22 protein-coding genes and 1 pseudogene are annotated in these 18,655 nt (G+C 46.0%); 3 read left to right on the top strand and 20 right to left on the bottom strand.

The window, feature by feature from the left end; genetic code table 11:
* Window positions 1-31: 31 nt before the first annotated feature.
* The 14 genes and pseudogenes from AC3RV5_RS02375 to AC3RV5_RS02310 all read right to left on the bottom strand — a co-directional run bounded on the left by AC3RV5_RS02375 (window position 32) and on the right by AC3RV5_RS02310 (window position 11,670).
* Window positions 32-241, bottom strand: a complete 210-nt coding sequence (locus tag AC3RV5_RS02375) for a DUF1653 domain-containing protein (protein ID WP_489730401.1) — start codon at window positions 239-241, stop codon at window positions 32-34.
* A 93-nt stretch (window positions 242-334) separates the two neighbouring features.
* Window positions 335-1,417, bottom strand: coding sequence for a DNA polymerase IV (dinB, locus tag AC3RV5_RS02370; RefSeq protein ID WP_489730400.1), 1,083 nt, complete (start codon window positions 1,415-1,417; stop codon window positions 335-337).
* A gap of 92 nt (window positions 1,418-1,509) precedes the next feature.
* Window positions 1,510-1,743 (bottom strand): (Na+)-NQR maturation NqrM, encoded by a 234-nt coding sequence (nqrM, locus tag AC3RV5_RS02365; protein WP_489730399.1) that lies wholly within the window; start codon window positions 1,741-1,743, stop codon window positions 1,510-1,512.
* Window positions 1,744-1,766: 23 nt separating this feature from the next.
* A complete protein-coding gene (locus AC3RV5_RS02360; protein ID WP_489730398.1) occupies window positions 1,767-2,789 on the bottom strand; it encodes an FAD:protein FMN transferase in 1,023 nt (340 codons plus the stop codon).
* An 86-nt stretch (window positions 2,790-2,875) separates the two neighbouring features.
* Window positions 2,876-4,102: an NADH:ubiquinone reductase (Na(+)-transporting) subunit F gene (gene nqrF, locus AC3RV5_RS02355; RefSeq protein ID WP_489730397.1), complete on the bottom strand. Its 1,227-nt coding sequence runs from the start codon at window positions 4,100-4,102 to the stop codon at window positions 2,876-2,878.
* A gap of 24 nt (window positions 4,103-4,126) precedes the next feature.
* Window positions 4,127-4,735 (bottom strand): NADH:ubiquinone reductase (Na(+)-transporting) subunit E, encoded by a 609-nt coding sequence (gene nqrE / locus AC3RV5_RS02350; protein ID WP_489730396.1) that lies wholly within the window; start codon window positions 4,733-4,735, stop codon window positions 4,127-4,129.
* 3 nt (window positions 4,736-4,738) lie between these two features.
* Window positions 4,739-5,371: an NADH:ubiquinone reductase (Na(+)-transporting) subunit D gene (locus AC3RV5_RS02345; protein WP_489730395.1), complete on the bottom strand. Its 633-nt coding sequence runs from the start codon at window positions 5,369-5,371 to the stop codon at window positions 4,739-4,741.
* 12 nt (window positions 5,372-5,383) lie between these two features.
* Window positions 5,384-6,145 (bottom strand): Na(+)-translocating NADH-quinone reductase subunit C, encoded by a 762-nt coding sequence (locus AC3RV5_RS02340; protein ID WP_489730394.1) that lies wholly within the window; start codon window positions 6,143-6,145, stop codon window positions 5,384-5,386.
* On the bottom strand, window positions 6,135-7,346 hold the full coding sequence (locus AC3RV5_RS02335) for an NADH:ubiquinone reductase (Na(+)-transporting) subunit B (protein WP_489730393.1): 1,212 nt from the start codon (window positions 7,344-7,346) through the stop codon (window positions 6,135-6,137). The genes AC3RV5_RS02340 and AC3RV5_RS02335 overlap by 11 nt, the downstream gene beginning before the upstream one ends.
* A gap of 3 nt (window positions 7,347-7,349) precedes the next feature.
* Entirely contained in the window at window positions 7,350-8,690 is a 1,341-nt protein-coding gene (locus AC3RV5_RS02330) for a Na(+)-translocating NADH-quinone reductase subunit A (RefSeq protein WP_489730392.1), read from the bottom strand.
* A 480-nt stretch (window positions 8,691-9,170) separates the two neighbouring features.
* Window positions 9,171-10,349, bottom strand: coding sequence for an enoyl-ACP reductase FabV (fabV, locus tag AC3RV5_RS02325; RefSeq protein WP_489730391.1), 1,179 nt, complete (start codon window positions 10,347-10,349; stop codon window positions 9,171-9,173).
* A gap of 88 nt (window positions 10,350-10,437) precedes the next feature.
* Window positions 10,438-10,560: pseudogene (locus AC3RV5_RS02320) on the bottom strand (YqaE/Pmp3 family membrane protein); the annotation flags it as partial.
* Between the two features lie 93 nt (window positions 10,561-10,653).
* Window positions 10,654-10,968, bottom strand: a complete 315-nt coding sequence (gene bolA, locus AC3RV5_RS02315) for a transcriptional regulator BolA (protein WP_489730390.1) — start codon at window positions 10,966-10,968, stop codon at window positions 10,654-10,656.
* Between the two features lie 75 nt (window positions 10,969-11,043).
* Window positions 11,044-11,670 (bottom strand): alpha-ketoglutarate-dependent dioxygenase AlkB family protein, encoded by a 627-nt coding sequence (locus AC3RV5_RS02310; protein WP_489730389.1) that lies wholly within the window; start codon window positions 11,668-11,670, stop codon window positions 11,044-11,046.
* A gap of 33 nt (window positions 11,671-11,703) precedes the next feature.
* On the opposite strand from AC3RV5_RS02310, the gene AC3RV5_RS02305 reads away from it, so the two are divergent.
* Together AC3RV5_RS02305 and AC3RV5_RS02300 are read left to right on the top strand one after the other, a co-directional pair.
* Window positions 11,704-12,852 (top strand): methyltransferase, encoded by a 1,149-nt coding sequence (locus tag AC3RV5_RS02305; RefSeq protein WP_489730388.1) that lies wholly within the window; start codon window positions 11,704-11,706, stop codon window positions 12,850-12,852.
* Window positions 12,853-12,863: 11 nt separating this feature from the next.
* Window positions 12,864-13,460 carry a peptidylprolyl isomerase gene (locus tag AC3RV5_RS02300; protein ID WP_489730387.1) on the top strand — a complete coding sequence of 199 codons (597 nt, stop codon included), beginning with the start codon at window positions 12,864-12,866 and terminating at the stop codon, window positions 13,458-13,460.
* 4 nt (window positions 13,461-13,464) lie between these two features.
* Here AC3RV5_RS02300 and AC3RV5_RS02295 read toward each other — a convergent pair whose 3' ends face one another.
* From AC3RV5_RS02295 to efp, 5 genes are all read right to left on the bottom strand, one after another.
* A complete protein-coding gene (locus tag AC3RV5_RS02295; protein ID WP_489730386.1) occupies window positions 13,465-13,986 on the bottom strand; it encodes a GNAT family N-acetyltransferase in 522 nt (173 codons plus the stop codon).
* Between the two features lie 12 nt (window positions 13,987-13,998).
* The gene (locus AC3RV5_RS02290) at window positions 13,999-14,418 is read right to left on the bottom strand and encodes a hypothetical protein (RefSeq protein WP_489730385.1); all 420 of its coding nucleotides are present in this window, start codon (window positions 14,416-14,418) and stop codon (window positions 13,999-14,001) included.
* A gap of 123 nt (window positions 14,419-14,541) precedes the next feature.
* Window positions 14,542-15,657, bottom strand: a complete 1,116-nt coding sequence (locus AC3RV5_RS02285) for a GGDEF domain-containing protein (RefSeq protein WP_489730384.1) — start codon at window positions 15,655-15,657, stop codon at window positions 14,542-14,544.
* Between the two features lie 87 nt (window positions 15,658-15,744).
* A complete protein-coding gene (gene epmA, locus AC3RV5_RS02280; protein ID WP_489730383.1) occupies window positions 15,745-16,728 on the bottom strand; it encodes an elongation factor P--(R)-beta-lysine ligase in 984 nt (327 codons plus the stop codon).
* An 85-nt stretch (window positions 16,729-16,813) separates the two neighbouring features.
* Window positions 16,814-17,383, bottom strand: coding sequence for an elongation factor P (gene efp, locus AC3RV5_RS02275; RefSeq protein WP_489730382.1), 570 nt, complete (start codon window positions 17,381-17,383; stop codon window positions 16,814-16,816).
* A 36-nt stretch (window positions 17,384-17,419) separates the two neighbouring features.
* Between efp and epmB the strand changes: the two genes are divergently transcribed.
* Window positions 17,420-18,445, top strand: a complete 1,026-nt coding sequence (epmB, locus tag AC3RV5_RS02270; protein WP_489730381.1) for an EF-P beta-lysylation protein EpmB — start codon at window positions 17,420-17,422, stop codon at window positions 18,443-18,445.
* Here the strand turns inward: epmB and AC3RV5_RS02265 are convergent, their stop codons facing one another.
* Window positions 18,446-18,634, bottom strand: coding sequence for a hypothetical protein (locus AC3RV5_RS02265; RefSeq protein WP_489730380.1), 189 nt, complete (start codon window positions 18,632-18,634; stop codon window positions 18,446-18,448).
* Window positions 18,635-18,655: the final 21 nt, after the last annotated feature.

Genomic DNA, 18,655 nt, shown 5'->3' with positions numbered 1-18,655 from the left:
ACGGGGCGAATAGCCCTGTTTTTCGATCCTATTATACTAACTTGGCAAAACGAGCTTGGACCTTCCCCTCAACCCTCACATCTTCCACAAACATAACCAAAGGTCGCACCCATAAATCACCTGCGCCATAAAGTGGCCGATAGACCACCAGTTCAGACCCATCTTCTGAATGTTTGGCCACACCAATGACTTCATAGTCATTACCCTTATAGTGACGATATCTTCCCGGGGCGATACTCATATTACTGGCAACCTTCTATTACGCTATTCAGATACGTGTGATGAATATACTACACCGCATTGCGTATTCTAACCCCAGCAAAAAAATTACATCTCAATCTATTTTTACCTGGGCGCCTTGAGTAGAAAATTCAAAGGTCAGTTGTTGTACATCACTCACCTGAGGCAAAGTCACCTGTAAACCCACTAAACGAATTCCCCTATCTCCCCGCCTGGTTAACGCCTCAGTAAGCAGACTTAAAAAGTAATCCTTATTCAACTTGTTATTTCTATGCTCGACCGTGGTTTGCTGAAAATCGCTAAATTTGAGTTTGACCCCCTGGCTCTGGATCGCCAGGTCTGGACTGGCCTTTAACAAACGTTCATATAACATGGGGTAGAGACTGTCTAACATAGCCAAACATTCGTCACTGGTAATTATATCTGACGCCAGCGTGCGCTCTACACCCACTGATTTACGCTGGCGATCGGTGCTCAACTCACGTTCATCTATCCCATGACTGCGATCCCAGATCGTGGGTGCAAATTTACCGAATTGTTTGATTAACGATTCAAAGGGAAAGCAACGCACATCGTCACAACTATATAAGCCTAAATGGTTGAGTTTTTGTAACGTAACCTTACCCACGCCGGGAATTTTCCCTAAGGGTAAGGCTTTAACAAAGGCGTCGAGCTTGTTTGGTGGGATCACGCATATGCCATCAGGTTTATTTTCGTCACTGGCGATTTTGGCCACAAATTTACACGATGCCACACCGGCTGATGCGGTTAGCCGTGTTTCGACATGTATGGCACGTCGGATATCCTCGGCAATCAAGGTCGCACTGCCCCCAAACAAGTCGCAGTCGGTAACATCAAGATAGGCTTCATCTAGTGATAGCGGCTCCACTTTGTCGGTATAACGCAGAAATATGGTGCGGATTTGTTTAGAAATTTGGCTGTACAAAGCCATTCTTCCGGGGATCAAAACCAAATTTGGACAGAGTTTCAATGCATGGGCTGAAGCCATAGCAGAACGCACACCAAATTTACGGGCGATATAATTGCAAGTGGAGATCACTCCACGGCGCTGGGAACTGCCGCCTATAGCCAAGGGGATATGGCGATAAGCGGAATTGTCACGCATTTCGACTGCCGCAAAATAACAGTCCATATCGATGTGTATGATCTTACGCATCTCACAAACAACTGTATTTAAAAACAGTTATTTTGCGGTATTTCTGGGTTTAGTCAATAATAAATTTGCTCAGGGGGCAAATAGTTTAAAGATTACAATATCTGATTTTGTTTCCAGGCCGCTAGTTTTTCCTGGCGAGCAGACGCTCGGGCTTCACGGGCCTTTTTACGATCACAAGGCTCGGGGCAATCACAGGCTTTATCTATGCCTAAGGCGCCTAGCCCACCGCAACTACCGGCAATAGCCTTGCGTTGCAGCAGATATCCCAATGACATGGCTATCGCAACAAGGACGAAAAATACAAACGCTAGGATAAAGGTACTCAAAATAAAACCCCGTAAATTGAATATTAATGATTAATGTAAGGCCGAAATTCTGCCGTAGTATACTCTTTAAATTCGCCGTTTTCTTTAGTGATAAGTAATACTGCCAAGGCATTTTTTTCAGCCAGTGCCAAGGCGGCCTCTTTACCCATGACGATAAGCGCAGTAGCCAAACCGTCCGCCGTCATAGAAGACGGATGAATTACCGTTACCGCAACCAGATTATGCTGGATGGGTGAACCGGTTCTGGGATCGATCAAATGCGAATACCGTATACCCTGCTCCTCGAAATAATTACGGTAATCACCGGAAGTGGCAATAGCATTGTTGCCTATAGAGATGATTTCCTGCACTGAGCGCTCAGTGCTCACTGGCTTTTCGACTGCAATACGCCACTGCTCACCGGTGCTTTTATGCCCGGCAACGCGCATCTCCCCGCCTATTTCTACCAGATAGTCATGCAGCCCGTCGGCATCTAATAATTCAGCGACCATATCGACACCATAACCCTTGGCGATAGTAGACAGGTCAACATACAAATCACTTTCAGTTTTTTGAGCGGCGTTATCCAATAAATGCAACTTATCTAACCCAGTACGCGCTTTAACCTCAGCAACAACTTGCTCACTCGGGCGTTTGTCTGGTTTAGCATCGGGTCCGAATCCCCAGAGGTTCACCAAGGGACCAACCGTTACATCTAAAACACCATGGCTTAGCTCGCCCAAACGTTTAGCTTCTCGCATCACTGTAAGGGTCTGTGGTGATAAGGCGAACGGTTCTTGGCTGTGCCATTGATTAAAGCGAGATAACTCAGATTGTGGGTCGTAAGTGGACATCAACTTATTCACTTTAACCAACGCCGCATCAATCTTGTCATGCAGCTGTTGCTCGTCCACATCCCCTGGGTTTACAAATTTGACGTTATAGCTTGTGCCCATAGTGTTACCCGTTAGATGGGTCTCTATCGGCGCTTGGCTACAGCTGCAAAGTAGCAATACAATGGCCACTAGACTATTAAATTTCGCCATGGTTCCTTCACTCATATTCATGTGATTACCTAAATAAAAAAGGGACCGAAGTCCCTTTTTTACATGCTTTGTTCAATCGGTCTAGATAAATATCGAACGATACTTAATTAGCCACCGAAGTCATCGAGCATGATGTTTTCATCTTCCACACCTAAGTCTTTAAGCATACTGATCACAGCTGCGTTCATCATAGGCGGTCCACACATGTAAAATTCACAATCTTCAGGAGCAGGATGGTCTTTCAGGTAATTTTTCAATAACACCTGATGGATAAATCCTGTCATACCGTCCCAATTGTCTTCCGGCTGCGGATCCGACAGGGCCACATGCCATTTGAAATTGTCGTTTTCTGATTGCAGCATGTCGAAATCTTCCACGTAGAACATTTCACGTAACGAGCGAGCACCGTACCAAAATGAAATCTTACGTTGGGTATTTAAACGGCGTAATTGATCAAAGATATGTGAACGCATGGGTGCCATGCCGGCACCACCACCGATAAACACCATTTCGGCTTCGGTTTTCTTTGCAAAAAATTCGCCAAATGGGCCTGAAATAGTGGCTTTATCACCTTCTTTCAAACTCCAGATATAAGAAGACATCTTACCGGCAGGCAGGCTCAGATTATTAGGCGGCGGCGTAGCGATACGCACGTTGAGCATAATAATCCCTTCCTCTTGCGGGTAGTTAGCCATGGAATAAGCACGAATGGTTTCTTCGTCTACTTTTGATTCTATATTAAAGAAACCAAAACGCTCCCAATCAGGCTTGTACTTGTCAGGGATCTCATATTCTTTATATTTGACATGGTGGGCAGGTGCTTCAATTTGAATGTAACCACCGGCTCTGAAAGGCACGCTTTCACCATCTGGAACCGCCAATTTCAACTCTTTAATGAAAGTCGCTTTGTTGTCATTGGAAACAACATCACATTCCCATTTTTTAATGCCAAATATTTCTTCAGGTAATTCAATATCCATGTCTTGCTTGATAGAAACTTGGCAAGACAAACGACAACCTTCTTTTGCTTCACGTTTGCTAATGTGATCGAGCTCAGTGGGCAATATTTCACCCCCGCCAGATTTAATATCCACCCGGCACTGGCCACAAGACCCACCGCCACCACAAGCAGAAGATACAAAAATCCCTGAATTTGCTAACGCGCCCAGCAGTTTATCACCTGGTTGGGCGGTAATCGCCTTGTTTGGGTCACCATTAATAGAGATGGTAACTTCGCCTTCTGGTACCAATTTGGTTTTGGCAAACATAATGATCAAAACCAAAGCTAGAACTATGGCAATAAACATTCCTACGCCAAGATAAATGTCTAACATCAAATTACTCCTATCTGGTTTTGATTAAATAGATACACCGGAAAATGACTGGAAACCCAATGCCATTAATCCTGCGATCATAAATACTGAACCCAAACCACGCACACCTTCGGGCATGTCGGCATATTTAAGTTTTTCCCGTACGGCGGCTAGTAAGGTAATGGCTAACGCCCACCCTGCACCGCTGCCCGCACCGTAAAAGATACTTTCGGTGAACGAATAATCACGTTGCACAGCAAATGCCACGCCACCGAAGATTGCACAGTTCACGGTGATCAATGGCAAGAAAATACCCAAGGCGTTATACAAAGCAGGGAAAAACTTATCTAATGTCATTTCCAATATTTGTACCAGTGCGGCGATAACACCGATAAAGGTCAAGAAGCTTAAGAAACTCAAATCAGTTTCCGGGAATCCTGCCCATTCCAGAGCACCGGGTGCCAGAATGTTAGCGTAAACCAATTGGTTTACCGGTACCGAGATCGTTAATACCACGATAACCGCAACACCCAAACCCATGGCTGTTTTGACTTTTTTGGATACTGCCAGGAAAGTACACATGCCCAGGAAGTAAAACAAAGCCATATTTTCCAAGAAAATAGAGCGTATAAATAAACTAATATAATGTTCCATGATCTATTCCTTAGGCTCGACTTGTTCAGGTTTGAACGTACGGATTAACCAAATCAGACCGCCTATTAAAAAGAACGAACTGAAAGGTAGAATTAATAAACCGTTACCTTGATACCAGCCGCCGTTTTGGATAAGTGGCAATATCTCAAAACCTAAAATAGTACCAAAACCGAATAACTCTTTGATGGTACCTATTATGATGAGTACAAAGGAGTAGCCCAAGCCATTGCCAATACCATCTAAAAAGCTGATAAAGGGCGGGCTTTTCATGGCAAACGCTTCTGCGCGTCCCATAACTATGCAGTTAGTAATGATTAAACCGACAAACACCGAGAGCTGTTTGGATATCTCGTATGAATAGGCTTTTAAAATTTGATCCACCACTATAACCAGTGAAGCAATAATCGTCATCTGCACGATGATCCGCACCGATGAGGGGATTTGTTTACGGATCATGGAAATAAACAAGTTGGAAAATGCCGTTACTGCCGTTAAGGCTAACGACATAACCAGTGCAGTTTCCAGTTTGGTTGTTACCGCCAAAGCTGAGCAAACGCCCAGTATTTGCAGTGCTATAGGGTTATTGTCGAGGATTGGCCCGAACAATACCTTTTTCATTTCTTTAGTATCAGCCATTGTTCAAGTCTCTCACGATTTCCATGGTTGGTTTTTAAGGTAAGGGCCAAAGCCATTCTCACCCAGCCAATAATCAAGTGTATTTTGCACGCCGTTACTGGTTAGCGTTGCACCTGATAAAGCGTCAACTTCATAAGGGTCATTAACATCAGCCCCCTTAGTTACGTCGATAGCCACTTCACCATCTTTATAAAGTTTTTTCCCGTCCCACTTGGCTTTCCATTCAGGGTTTTGCACTTCGCCGCCAAGACCAGGCGTTTCTTTTTGATCGTAATAAACCAGTTCACGCACTGTGTTTCCGTCATTATCTATTGCTAACATACCGTACATCAGGTTCCATAAACCACTGCCATGAACAGGTAAGACAATACGTGTTACTTCACCTGACGGGTCTTTTACCAGATAGACACTAGCTACGTTAGGACGCCGCAAAATACCGGCCGTATCGGGAACAGGTTTAATACTCTGCTCCGGTTTACGTGCGGCTTTATACATATCGTAATCGGCGCTTTCTTCCACGTATTGCCCCGTGGCCAAATCGACATATTTTTCTTCCACTCGGGCTTGGTAAGTCGTGGCGATCTGCTCTTTACTTTGCCCTGCTTCAAGCAAGCCGGCGGCTTCTAGAATATTGGTTTGTTTATCCAATTTAGCATTCACTTCTTGCAAGGAGCGCAAGCCCACGGCAGCGGTGGAGACAATAACTGAACAGACTAAACACACCGCCAACACTACGCCTACGGTTCTGCCTAAGGTTTCTTTTTTAGCTGACACGCGCCATCCTCCGTTTAATATTACTTTGGGCGACAAAATAATCGAATAACGGCGCCCATAAATTGGCAAACAAAATAGCCAACATCATGCCTTCGGGAAAGGCAGGGTTGAGCACTCGTATCAGCACACACATTAGGCCAATCAGGAAGCCATAGGCCCATTTAGCGGTATTGGTGAAGGAGGCGGAAACAGGGTCTGTGGCCATAAAAAACATGCCAAAGGCAAAACCGCCGGTAACCAAATGCCAATACCAGGGCATGGCAAACATCGCATTGGTATCGCTGCCGATCATATTTAATAAGCTACTAAATACGGCCCCCCCCAACAGCACACCTAACACTATTCGCCAGGAGGCTATGCGCATATAAATAATGAATAAACCACCGAGTAACAATGCCAAGGTTGAAACTTCACCCATGGATCCTTGGATATTACCGTAAAAAGCATCCCACCAATCGGCGTTGATACTCCAGTCTGTGACATTTCCTGCCGCAGCCTGGCTCAACCAGGTCGCGCCTGAGTAGCCGTCAGCGGCTGTCCAAATTGCATCGCCGGATATTTGTGCCGGATAAGCAAAATACAGAAACGCGCGACCCGATAAGGCCGGATTCAGGAAGTTACGCCCGGTGCCACCAAATATTTCTTTGGCGATAACTACACCAAAGGTGATACCTAAGGCCACTTGCCACAAAGGAATAGTAGCTGGCAAGGTCAGGGCGAATAATACTGAAGTAACAAAGAAACCTTCGTTAATTTCATGTTTTCGTATGGAGGCAAACAACACTTCCCAGAAGCCACCGACGATAAACGTCACAGCATAAACCGGGATAAAGAAACAGGCACCGTAGAGAAACATAGACAGGGCACTGGTCGTTTCCAAGCCTATCTGCCCACCCATAGCAGCAAATAAAGCGGCTTGCCACATGTCTGGCACAGACGCGCCACCGTTTAAGATGACCTCGTGAGCTTGTTGCCCTATGTTGTACATGCCATAAAACATTGCCGGGAAGGTTGCCGCCCAGACCATGATCATAATACGTTTCAGATCTATGCTGTCGCGCACATGCGTATTGGCTTTATTAACTTTGCCAGGGGTATAAAAAATAGTTGCTGCCGCTTCGTAAAGCGCGTAAAACTTTTCGTACTTGCCACCTGGTTCAAAGTTTGGCTCAACTTTTTCGAAATATGCTTTTAAACCCATGAATTAACCCTCTTTTTCAATCTTGTCTAGACAATCACGCAAGATTGGACCGTAGTTATATTTACCTGGGCAAACATAGGTACAAAGTGCCAAATCTTCTTCGTCCAACTCCAAACACCCCAGTGTCTGGGCACTGTCTGTATCACCGGAAATCAAATCCCGCAGCAGTAATGTCGGTAGAATGTCCAACGGCATAATGCGCTCATAGTTACCTATTGGCACCATGGACCGATCAGAGCCGTTAGTTGTGGTCGTCATATTAAATAACTTTTTCGGATTTAAATGAGCCACATAAGCCCGAGTTACCGAATGCATAGACGAGCCCGGCTTTAGCCAACCAAGAAATTCTTTCTCACGACCTTCCTGAATAAGCGAAAGTTGCGTATGGTAACGCCCTAAATAACCATGCACGCCATGGGCATTGTTACCTTGCAATACCGAGCCAGAAATTACCCGAATTTCCCCGTCAAGTGTTTCAGTGGCCACAATTTGGCTAACATCCGCACCTAACAAGGTGCTCACTAAACGTGGATTTTTAGCCCCAGGACCGCCAATCGCAATTATCCGCGTGTTGTCTACCTGGCCTGTGGTAAACAATACACCTATGGCAATTACATCTTGATAATTGAGATGCCAAACCTTTTTCGCTGCCCCTACTGCATCAAGATGATGGATATGGGTACCCACCAAACCGGCAGGATGGGGACCCGCAAATTCGTTAACCTCTACTTTGGCGTCACCTACAGGTATATCCGCGCCGGGGGCTTTGCTAACAAACAACTTACCGACAGTTAAACAGGAAATGACCCGCAAACCATTGATGAAGTCTTCGCTACGCTGGGCAATGATCACCTGGGGATCCGCAGCTAAGGGGCTGGTATCCATAGCACTGACAAATATGGAATGCGGTTTGCTCTCAATGGCAGGCGTCTTACTGTATGGGCGGGTACGCAAAGCGGTCCAAAATCCCGATTCAACCAGATTGTGCACCACTTTTTCTGCCGGCAGATCCGCTAGCTCAGAGGGAGCATACTTGTCAAAATCCTGATTTTCGTCTCCTTCAATCTGAATAACCACGGATTGCAAAACACGTTTCGCTCCGCGATTAATTTCGATGACAGTACCACCAGCTGGAGCAGTAAATTTCACTCCGGGATTTTTCTTGTCTTCGAACAGTAGCTGGCCTTTTTTGACTTTATCGTCCACCTGAACGTGCATGGTTGGCCGCATGCCAATATATTCTTCACCTAAAACCGCCACCTTGGTGATTACAGGCCCATTATGGATTTCTTGTTTCGGCGTCCCCGCAATTGGGAGATCTAACCCTTTCTTGATTTTTATCATACGCAATAGCACTACTCTAAAGTCAATACACATCACGACTAGCCTTTCGTAGGCAAGTTACCGTCATTCGACTTGCAGTCAAAAATCTAATCGTGATGAGTATTATTGATATTATGTTGTCATTTTTGTCACTCGATTAAACAAACCGCACCCATGCATTTTGTTTAATTAGCGCAAGACAATTTCAAACGCACATCCATTTTTTGGATTTATCAGGTCTTTTCTAGCTACCCTAACTTCGGAATTTTAGCATTAACCAAGCCGCTTCTGCCATGCAAAATGTTGTTTAAACTGTTTTTTTGCGAAAATCTCTCCTTAACCCAGAGGCTTTAACGGGTATTACCAGCCAAAGCCTGGTTGCATTGATTAAAGTTCAACCAAAATTCGCCCATTTTCTGGCACACAAAATTCACGAACAGCCTTGGCATATATACAAAAAAATCGCCGGCCAGGGCGATTTTTTTAGGTTAGACAGCAATGTTACCAGTCCGCTAAGGGGTCTTGCTCGGCATCGTAATCCACCCCTTCAAGATCAAAACCAAACAATTTCAAAAATTCATGATGATAACCGGCATAGTCACTTAATTGATGGAAATTATCCTGAGTAACCTGATCCCACAGGGCTTTGATCTTGGCCTGGGTTGCCTCGTTGGTTTCTTTACCATCCATGCGCAATCGACGCATATCATCCATAGGCGGGTTATCGGTAAATAAGCGCTGCTGGAACAAACCAGTGATCTGCTCTATACACCCTTCGTGTGTGCCTTCCTCTTTCATCACTTTATAAATTAGTGAAATATACAAAGGCATAACGGGAATAGCCGAGCTCGCTTGAGTTACCAGAGCTTTAAGTGACGAAACATAGGCCTCGACCTTTTTATCTGCTTTGCTACTAATAATGGCTGCTGCCGCCCTGTCCAAATCTTCTTTAGCTTTACCTATAGTGGCCTGGCCATATATGGGCCAAGTGAGCTCTTTACCTATGTAGGTATATGCCGTGGTTTTACAGCCATCGGCCAATAAATCCGCTTCGTCTAAGGCCGCCAGCCACAGTTCCCAGTCTTCGCCACCCATGACTTTAATGGTTTGCTGGATCTCATCTTCATTGGCCGGTTCCAGTGCAATCTCATGGATCAAATCTTTGTCTGTATCATAAGTCTTGGTTTTGTACGCCTGGCCTACCGGTTTGAGGGTAGACTTGTACACTTCTCCTGTCTCAGGATCGGTACGTCTTGGTGACGCCAGACTGTAGATCACCAAATCGACCTTACCCATATCTCGTTTTAAGGTCTCGATCACCTGTTGTTTTATTTCTTTGGAGAAGGCGTCACCATTAATAGTGCGGGCATACAAATCTGCCTCGCTGGCCTTGGCGTGAAACGCTGCGGTATTATACCAGCCTGCGGTTCCTGTTTTGCGCTCCGATGGTGGCTTCTCGAAACAAACCCCCAGCGTTTTAGCACCATAACCAAAAGCCGAGACGATCCTGGAAGCCAGGCCGTATCCAGTTGAAGACCCCAGGATCAGCACATTTTTTGGCCCCGGGCCTAAATCGCCCTGACTTTTTACGTAATCCATTTGTTGCTGCACACTCGCGGCACAACCTGCAGGATGTGCATTAGTACAAATAAAGCCTCGAATCTTGGGCTTGATAACCATGTTGATAATTCCTGTGGAGAAAGCAACCTACATTGTAAAGACCCAGAGCGAATAAACAACTCTGAGCAGATAGGTAGTTAAGTGAGGTTCAGCCCGATTTATTGGTCAGCACTAACCAGACAGCATGAATGATACCTGGAATACCGCCCAATAAGGTCAGTAAAATACTCAGAAAAAAATGCCCAGTAAAACCGACTTGTAACAACGCCCCAAAGGCCCGGGATATTTATGGCAAGGTATCCTATCGCTTTTAGCTAATCTGGCTAACGACAATCCCGCATAAGTATAACACTTCTAGGGTGTCTTACTTATGCATGCCTCCCAAACAGTTGGGCGAATCCGGTGAACTGTGTTGCAATTTTTGCCACTCTTGTTCGGTGTAGGTATGAATGGCCAGGGCATGTATATGCTCGGCCAGTTCCTCTGCCAGCGCGGTATTCACGGCGCGGTGGCGACCAATGGGACGTTGAGACACAAACTGTTCGCTGACGATCACCACCTTAAAGTGACTCTCGGAGCCCGGGGGAACATTGTGCATAAAACTTTCATTTATCACCTCTAAGTGTAAAGGCATAAAAGTGGCGGTTAATTTTGCTTGAATGCGGTCTTGAATAATCATGTATACCTCGTAACTCAATTTTGATGGGGCGCTATCTTTGGCCTGGATTAAAATGCCATCCCCTCAGTCCCCTGCTCATGTTTTTGTTGGAAAAACGTACCTAAATGTCAGATTTACCCTAGGTCCTAACAATTTTGTAGATTTTGCCAGACCATGTTGCCAATTGCGCTGGGTATCCCCGGCCATAACCAATAAGCTGCCCGAGCCCAGAGCCAGTCGATATTTTTCGCCACTATTAGTGTGGCGTAAATCAAAATTTCTGACTTGGCCCAAGCTCAGGGATGCTATCACGGGTTGGGCTCCCAGCTCAGGCTCGTTATCTGTGTGCCAACCCATGCTGTCTCGACCATCCCGATAACAATTGGCCAACACAGAATTAAAGTGTTGCCCACAGCGTTCTTCACATAATACCTTTAACTGGGTTAACGCCGCAGTCCAGGGGTGTGGAGACAGACGTAAACCCGAATACTGATATAGGGCATTAGCCTCACCATACCAGGCTTGTAAACGCGGGATTTTAACCTCTTTGCCATACAATTTGATATGATCTTGCCGCCACGCCAGTGTTGCCAGTAAACAGGCAAGATAATCGTCAGCCTGGGGCTGACTTAAAAAGGCGGGATCATAGCTGACATCCGCCTCTTTGAGAGGTAATTGCCCGAAATCATCGGTAAAGTCAGCGTCAAATAAACCGTATTGCATAACCAGATTTAACCATAACCACTATGAAAAAACATGAAAACTGAGCTGAATCTTTTAGATAAAACCCTTACTTTACTGCGTTACCCAGCACACAGCCAACATATCAGTTGGCAGGCATGGGATGCGGCGGACGAATATCTCATCGAGTACGTCGAGCAGCAACTGGCGGATCAACTAGGGCAGTCCATGCGTATCTACAACGATGAATTTGGCACATTAGGCTGTTGGTTTGCCAACCACCAACCAGCCTGGTTTAGTGACTCCTTTGTTGCCCGGCGTGCCACGATATTGAATTTGCAAAGCAACCATCTGGCGACTAATCAGGTCGATTTTCATGATTCCATCCAGGGTTTACGCACCCGTGCTGAACTGGTGTTGATCAAAATCCCTAAAACCTCGGCACTACTTGAGCAACAGCTTATCGATTTACAAAGCTGCGTGACCTCAGGCACCCGGATTATTGCCGCAGGTAAGGCTAACGCCATTCAAAAATCGACTCTGGCCCTGTTTGAAAAACACTTAGGACCCACCACCACTTCCCTGGCCAAGAAAAAGGCCCGTCTGATCTTTTGCCAGCCCAGTGGCGACCTGCGCAGTTCAAGCCCCTATCCAACTGTGTGGCACACTCTTCAACCCCGTTTCAATATCGCTAATTTGGCCAACGTATTTGCCAGACAACAACTGGACATTGGCGCCCGTTTGTTATTACAACACTTACCCGATGCTAATCACAAACGAGTGGTTGATTTAGGCTGTGGCAACGGCATTCTGGGTTTACATCTACTCAATAAATATCCCCATGCCAAGCTAATATTTGTTGATGAATCCTACATGGCGGTAGAATCTGCCAAGCGTAATATTCAACACAACATGCCAGATAAACTGGCGCAATGTGAATTTTTGGTCAGTAATTGTCTCGACGACTTTGCCCAACTTACTGACAGTAGCAAGTTGGACATAGTATTGTGCAACCCGCCATTTCATCAACAAAACGCCATCACAGATCACATTGCCCTGCAAATGTTTAGCGACAGCAAAAAACATCTGAAGCGCGGGGGAGAACTGCGGGTAGTGGGTAATCGGCACCTGGACTACCCCCAGCGGATCAAACAATTATTTGGCGCTTACACTGTGCTTGCAAGTGACCGAAAATTCAGTATTTTATCTGCTGTCAAATCTTAAGAGAGGCTTTTATGTTACGTCTTTTTATATTCAGTGTGGTGTTTTGTAGCTTGACCAGTGTCGCCAAAGTCAAAGATGACGGCTCGCAAATTCAGGCGGACAATTATTATCCACGGGTTAAAATTGAAACTTCAATGGGGGATTTTGTCATTGAGCTTGATCGTTCCCGGGCCCCAATTTCGACCAATAACTTTTTACGCTATGTGGATAAACGCAGCTACGAAGGGACGATTTTTCATCGAGTGGTGGTAGATTTCGTGGTGCAAGGTGGAGGTTATGACCGCAGTTTTGTCGAAAAACCAGCCTTCCCGGAAATTATCAACGAATCAGGTAACGGCTTAAAAAACGAAATGCATACCGTTTCCATGGCTCGCCAGAATCAACCCCATTCTGCCAACCGGCAATTTTTTATTAATGTAAACGATAACGTTTCTTTGGATCCGGGTAAGGAATGGGGCTATGCGGTTTTCGGTTATGTGGTTGAAGGTAGCGATACTGTGGATGCCATCTCCCAGGTTAAAACCGACGTTGACCCAACTTATGGCTGGGCGGATGTGCCCGTGGAGCCGGTTATTTTGAAAAGAGCCAGTGTATTACCCCAGTTTTAAGTCGTTAAGGCTTAAGCCTATTCAGATATAGGTTGCTTAACTCGGTCTGCCCGGGAAGTTGCCGGGTATCGACAAACTCAAATCCTAGTCTGCCTAACAGGGCGATAGAACGCTTATTGTCAGGTGAAGTCATGGCCCCAATGTCCTCAAGGTGCAATATGTGGCGAGCATGCGCTAATACCGCCCCAGCCGCTTCATAGGCATAGCCCTGTTGACGAAACCCGGGTAAAAAGGCAAAACCCAGGTCGGGCCAGGCAAGGTCCGGTCGTTTGAGCAAACCACATAAACCGATAGCAATATTTTGTGCTCTCAATTCCACCCGCATCAAGCCAAAACCGTGTTTTGCAAACATGGCTGTTGGCCCACTTTGAATATATTGCCGAGCCTGGTGTAAATCCGTTATGCCCTTGTCACCTATGTATTTGAGCCAAGCGGGATCGTTGAGTAAAGTAAAAATAAACTCAGCGTCATGCAAGTTCAACCGCAAAAGGGTTAGACGTTGAGTAATGATTGGTGGTTGCAACATCGGACTTGTTCGCTAATATATGGCGTAATAAGCTATACACAGGCCAAACATCACTATATGAGGGAAGGCCACTGTGGGTTTACAGGCCTGCTGCAGGTATTCGAGGATCAAGCCTGAAGCGCCACTTCGAGATGCCTGCCACACTGAATTGAATTGCATACTTCTTTGGATCTGATCCTCGCTCAAGGCACTTTCAACACTAAGCAATCGCTGGGCAATACGGTTTTGAAACGTTTTCCAAATACTGTCTTGGCCCCATAAAATCGCCACTATACACGCCGCCCATAGTGGCTGATGCCAGGCAAATAATATCACGCATGCTAAAATCACAGTGACCAGTTTGATCACCAGTGAAAATTTTTCATAACTATCATACTGTTCCTGCAAGGCTAGCCACTCATGTTGTAAACTATTCAATGCTGAAGTTGGCATACGGCTCCTTAACTGTATTGTAAAAAATTGCCCTAAGGCGGCAGGATAACGGCAAATATCTACCCACAATAGTACGCCACCATGGCAAGAGGTTAAGAATACGACCCAAGCTAAACCATGTATTTATAAACGGCTTTCACTCGACACCTTGTTCTTGCCCAACGTTTTGGAAACATACAACATTTTATCGGCCTGTTGTAAAAATTCCTCCATTGATTGCCCATCAAGCTGGGAATGGCCAATACTTACGGATACCTGTCTGTCTATACCGATAAAAGCATGCTGGCTGACTTGAGAACAAATCCGGTTTGCGATATCCAAGGAGGCACCGAGCGACGCCTCTACTAACAGCACAACAAACTCGTCGCCACCATAACGACAAACCACATCTGCGGCTCTTAGCTCGGCGGTGATCAGCTTTGCGGTCTGGGTCAACACCTGATCCCCCTCTACATGACCAACATTGTCATTAATCGCCTTAAAGTCGTCTATATCTATCATAAGTAGAGCAAGAGGATGAGAATAACGCTGGCTGCGCGTCGTTTCTTCCTGCAATTTGGCGTTAAAATGTCGCCTGTTGTACAGCTTGGTTAACGGGTCTTCAATGGACAACTGTTCCAATAACCTATTTTTGTTAGCGAGTTCTTCCATACTTTCAAACTGCTTGACCCTTAACTGTTCGGTTAACCGACCGACTGCGGCGGCGATCAAGATAGTCGTAAAGCCGGTTAACACCGGTGAAGCCGCTTGAACCGCCGGCATGGTTAGATACAGGCCCAAGGTAAAACACAGCCAGCTAGTGATCAATAAAATCAGCAGGGCCACATATTGGCCCTGCAACACAATGGAAATAACCAGCATTCCCATCACAAAAGGCACGGGCCCATGCCCCTGTATAGTGGTTAAGATAGCCAGCAAGGTTGCCACTGAGCCTAAAAAGAAAGGGTAGGCCAACTCCAACAAGACCAGCACACTGCCCAGAGCGGGAGTATTTTTGGTTTTGGGCAGGACAAGCAAGTTAAACAGTGCATACAAGACGTTGATTAGGTAGACCGCGGTATACGCCAACATATCGTAATCAAATGCATCAGCGCCCAGACGAAGATGATGAAGCAAATGCACACCAAAAACGACCAGGGCGATGGCGGAAAAGTACCACACCAGTGACAGGTTATTTTCAATCGACAACTTCTGATACTTCGTCCGAAGTAATTCTGCAGGACGGGGAACAATGTGCATTATTTATTATTGCTTTTATTCTATACGGCTTAAGTATCCTAACTATAGACTACATTTTTACTTTATAATCAAGCAATTAATACCATGTTATGCATTATGATACGCAAATGCCAGTACCCGGGAAATGTCGTTTTCGCCCAATGCCAACATCACCAAGCGGTCGATGCCCACAGCCACCCCGGCACAATCCGGTAAACCGGCTTGCAATGCCCCTAACAAATGCGCATCTTGGGTGACTGCTTTTAACCCGGCGGCGACACGCTGCTTATTTTCAAGTTCGAACCGTTGGCTCTGCTCTGTCACATCCGCCAGTTCATGAAAGCCATTGGCTAATTCCTTACCCTGATAATACAACTCAAAACGCTGGGCCACCCTTGAGTCCGCGGGACTAATTCTAGCCAGCGCCGCTTGGCTTGCGGGAAAATCATACACAAAACAGGGCTCGTCCTGGCCTATGTAGGGCTCCACATGTTGACAAAACAACAGCTGTAAAAGTGTATCTATGTTGTTTTCCTCAGCACAAATACGTCCATAGCCTAGTTCGCAACCACGCACTTTGACGTCGTCCAGGCTGGCGTTTAATGGGTCAAGCTGCAGGTACTGGCGAAAAACCTGTTGGTAGCTTATTTTCTTTGCGGCTCGGCAACCTAACAATGCTTGGATCAGTTCATCCAGCTCATCCATAAGCTGCAGATGATCAAATTCCGGTCGATACCACTCCAGCATCGTAAACTCCGGATTGTGATTGCGCCCGGCATCCTCATTGCGAAACGCTTTACATATTTGGAAGATTGCTCCGCTGCCAGCACATAATAACCGTTTCATGGCATATTCAGGTGACGTTTGCAGGTACAGGGTTTGTGTTCCACCTGACGGCGGTCGGTCGAATTGAGTAGCAAAAACCTGCATATGCAAATCAGTTACCGTGCTGCTCCCCAGGGTCGGGGTGTCTACTTCCAATACCTTGCGATCGGCAAAAAACTGTCTAATTTGGCTGATAATTTTTGCGCGTTTTTGAAGATTGGCCATGGGGGCGCTGGGACGCCAATTCTTTGATGACACATCTGACATGATCTACCTGGCTCAGTATCAATAATTAAAGCTTAAAAAAAAGCCCACATGACTGTGAGCGTTTTACACTAGGGGTAGGGATTGGCTATTTTTGCACCCGTGATACATATTCACCACTGCGGGTATCAACCTTTACCACTTCACCGGTTTGCACAAACAAAGGAACGCGTACCACAGCCCCCGTTATCAGAGTCGCGGGTTTACCGCCTGTACCGGCCGTATCACCTTTGAGACCAGGATCGGTTTCGGTGATTTCTAATTCCACAAAGTTAGCCGGAGAGACCACTATAGGTGAACCGTTCCATAAGGTGATCGTGCAGCTGTCGTTTTCGACCAACCATTTTTTGTTATCACCCAGGGCTTTTTCATCCGCGGCGATTTGCTCAAAGGTCTCATTATTCATAAAATGCCAGAATTCCCCATCTGTGTACAAATAGGACAACTCCATATCCATGACGTCAGCACCTTCAAAGGACTCCCCGGATTTAAACGTTTTCTCCAGGGTTTTTCCGGAAATTAACTTTTTAAGTTTAACGCGATTAAAGGCTTGGCCTTTGCCTGGTTTGACGTATTCATTTTCAAGAATGTTGCAAGGTTCGCCGTCGAGCATTATTTTAAGGCCCGCTTTAAACTCATTTGTGCTGTAATTAGCCATGTGTCCCCGTATTGAATTAACGTAAAGAGTATCTAGTTGCTGCAAATAATACCTAAAAAAGCCATTGCTGTAGAGAGTTACTGGCAAAAAGAACTGGCCAGTGCCTTTTCCGATCCCGCTAAGCTGCTTGCTTTTCTGGGTTTTGACCCACAAGATTTCGCCCAGGACATAGCCGCCCGGCGTTTATTTGCAATGCGTGTGCCTCGTCCGTTTGCTTCGCGCATGGCTAAGCAAGATCTTAACGATCCGCTTTTTCGTCAGGTGTTTCCGACAAAAGAAGAATTTGAGCAGTTTCCCGGATATTCAGTTGACCCCCTGCAAGAACAACACAATACACACCCCGGGATCTTGCACAAATACCAGAGCCGCGTGTTATTGCTGGTACGCGGTGGTTGCGCAGTGAATTGTCGCTACTGTTTTCGCCGCCATTTCCCCTATGCCGAGCATCACCTCAACAAACAAGATTGGCTAAAAACCTTGGATTACATCCGCGGCGATCAAAACATTAACGAAGTGATTTATTCCGGCGGCGATCCGCTGATGGCCAAAGATGACTTTCTCGCCTGGCTGACCGGTGAAATAGAAAACATTGCTCATATTAAACGCATCCGTATTCATACTCGCCTACCGGTCGTCATTCCGGGGCGTATTACCACGGAGTTAATCCAGTGGTTTAGCCGCTCTCGTCTTAAACCCATCATGGTACTGCATATTAACCATGCCCAGGAAATCGATGCCAGCCTGACTGATGCGATACACAAGTTGAGCCAAGCCGGGGTAACCATGCTTAATCAGGCGGTGTTACTCAAAGGCATTAATGATAGTGGGGACGCTCAAGTGGCGCTGAGCGAACGATTATTCGAGGTTGGGGTATTACCTTATTACTTGCATCTGTTAGATAAGGTGCAAGGGGCACAACATTTTGATCAGGATCAGAGCGCAGCGAAAGCCATAATGGCCCAGATGATAAAACGTCTGCCGGGATTTTTGGTACCCAAACTCGTCAGAGAAATAGGTGGCCAACCCGGCAAAACGCCAATTGATTTACATCTTCATCCGTAATCAGGCAAATGTATCGACAACCGATCCCAAGCCTGGATTTGCAGAAGTTTTTGGTACGTCAGCTGCTGATTCCAGTAGCTGAAGCGTCGCTTGACCTTCTATCTTCTGTTGGGATTTAGCCATTTGCAGAGATTTTATTTCAAGTGTCGCACCGGACGTTCCAGAGGCGTTGCCACCTTGAATTTCCATACCAGTTCCCCTATTACTTGT

It is taken from the genome of Paraglaciecola sp. IT1134 (genome assembly GCF_058068185.1).
The sequence above is the reverse complement of the archived record's forward strand: the minus strand, read 5'-3'. Positions and strand labels throughout refer to the sequence as shown.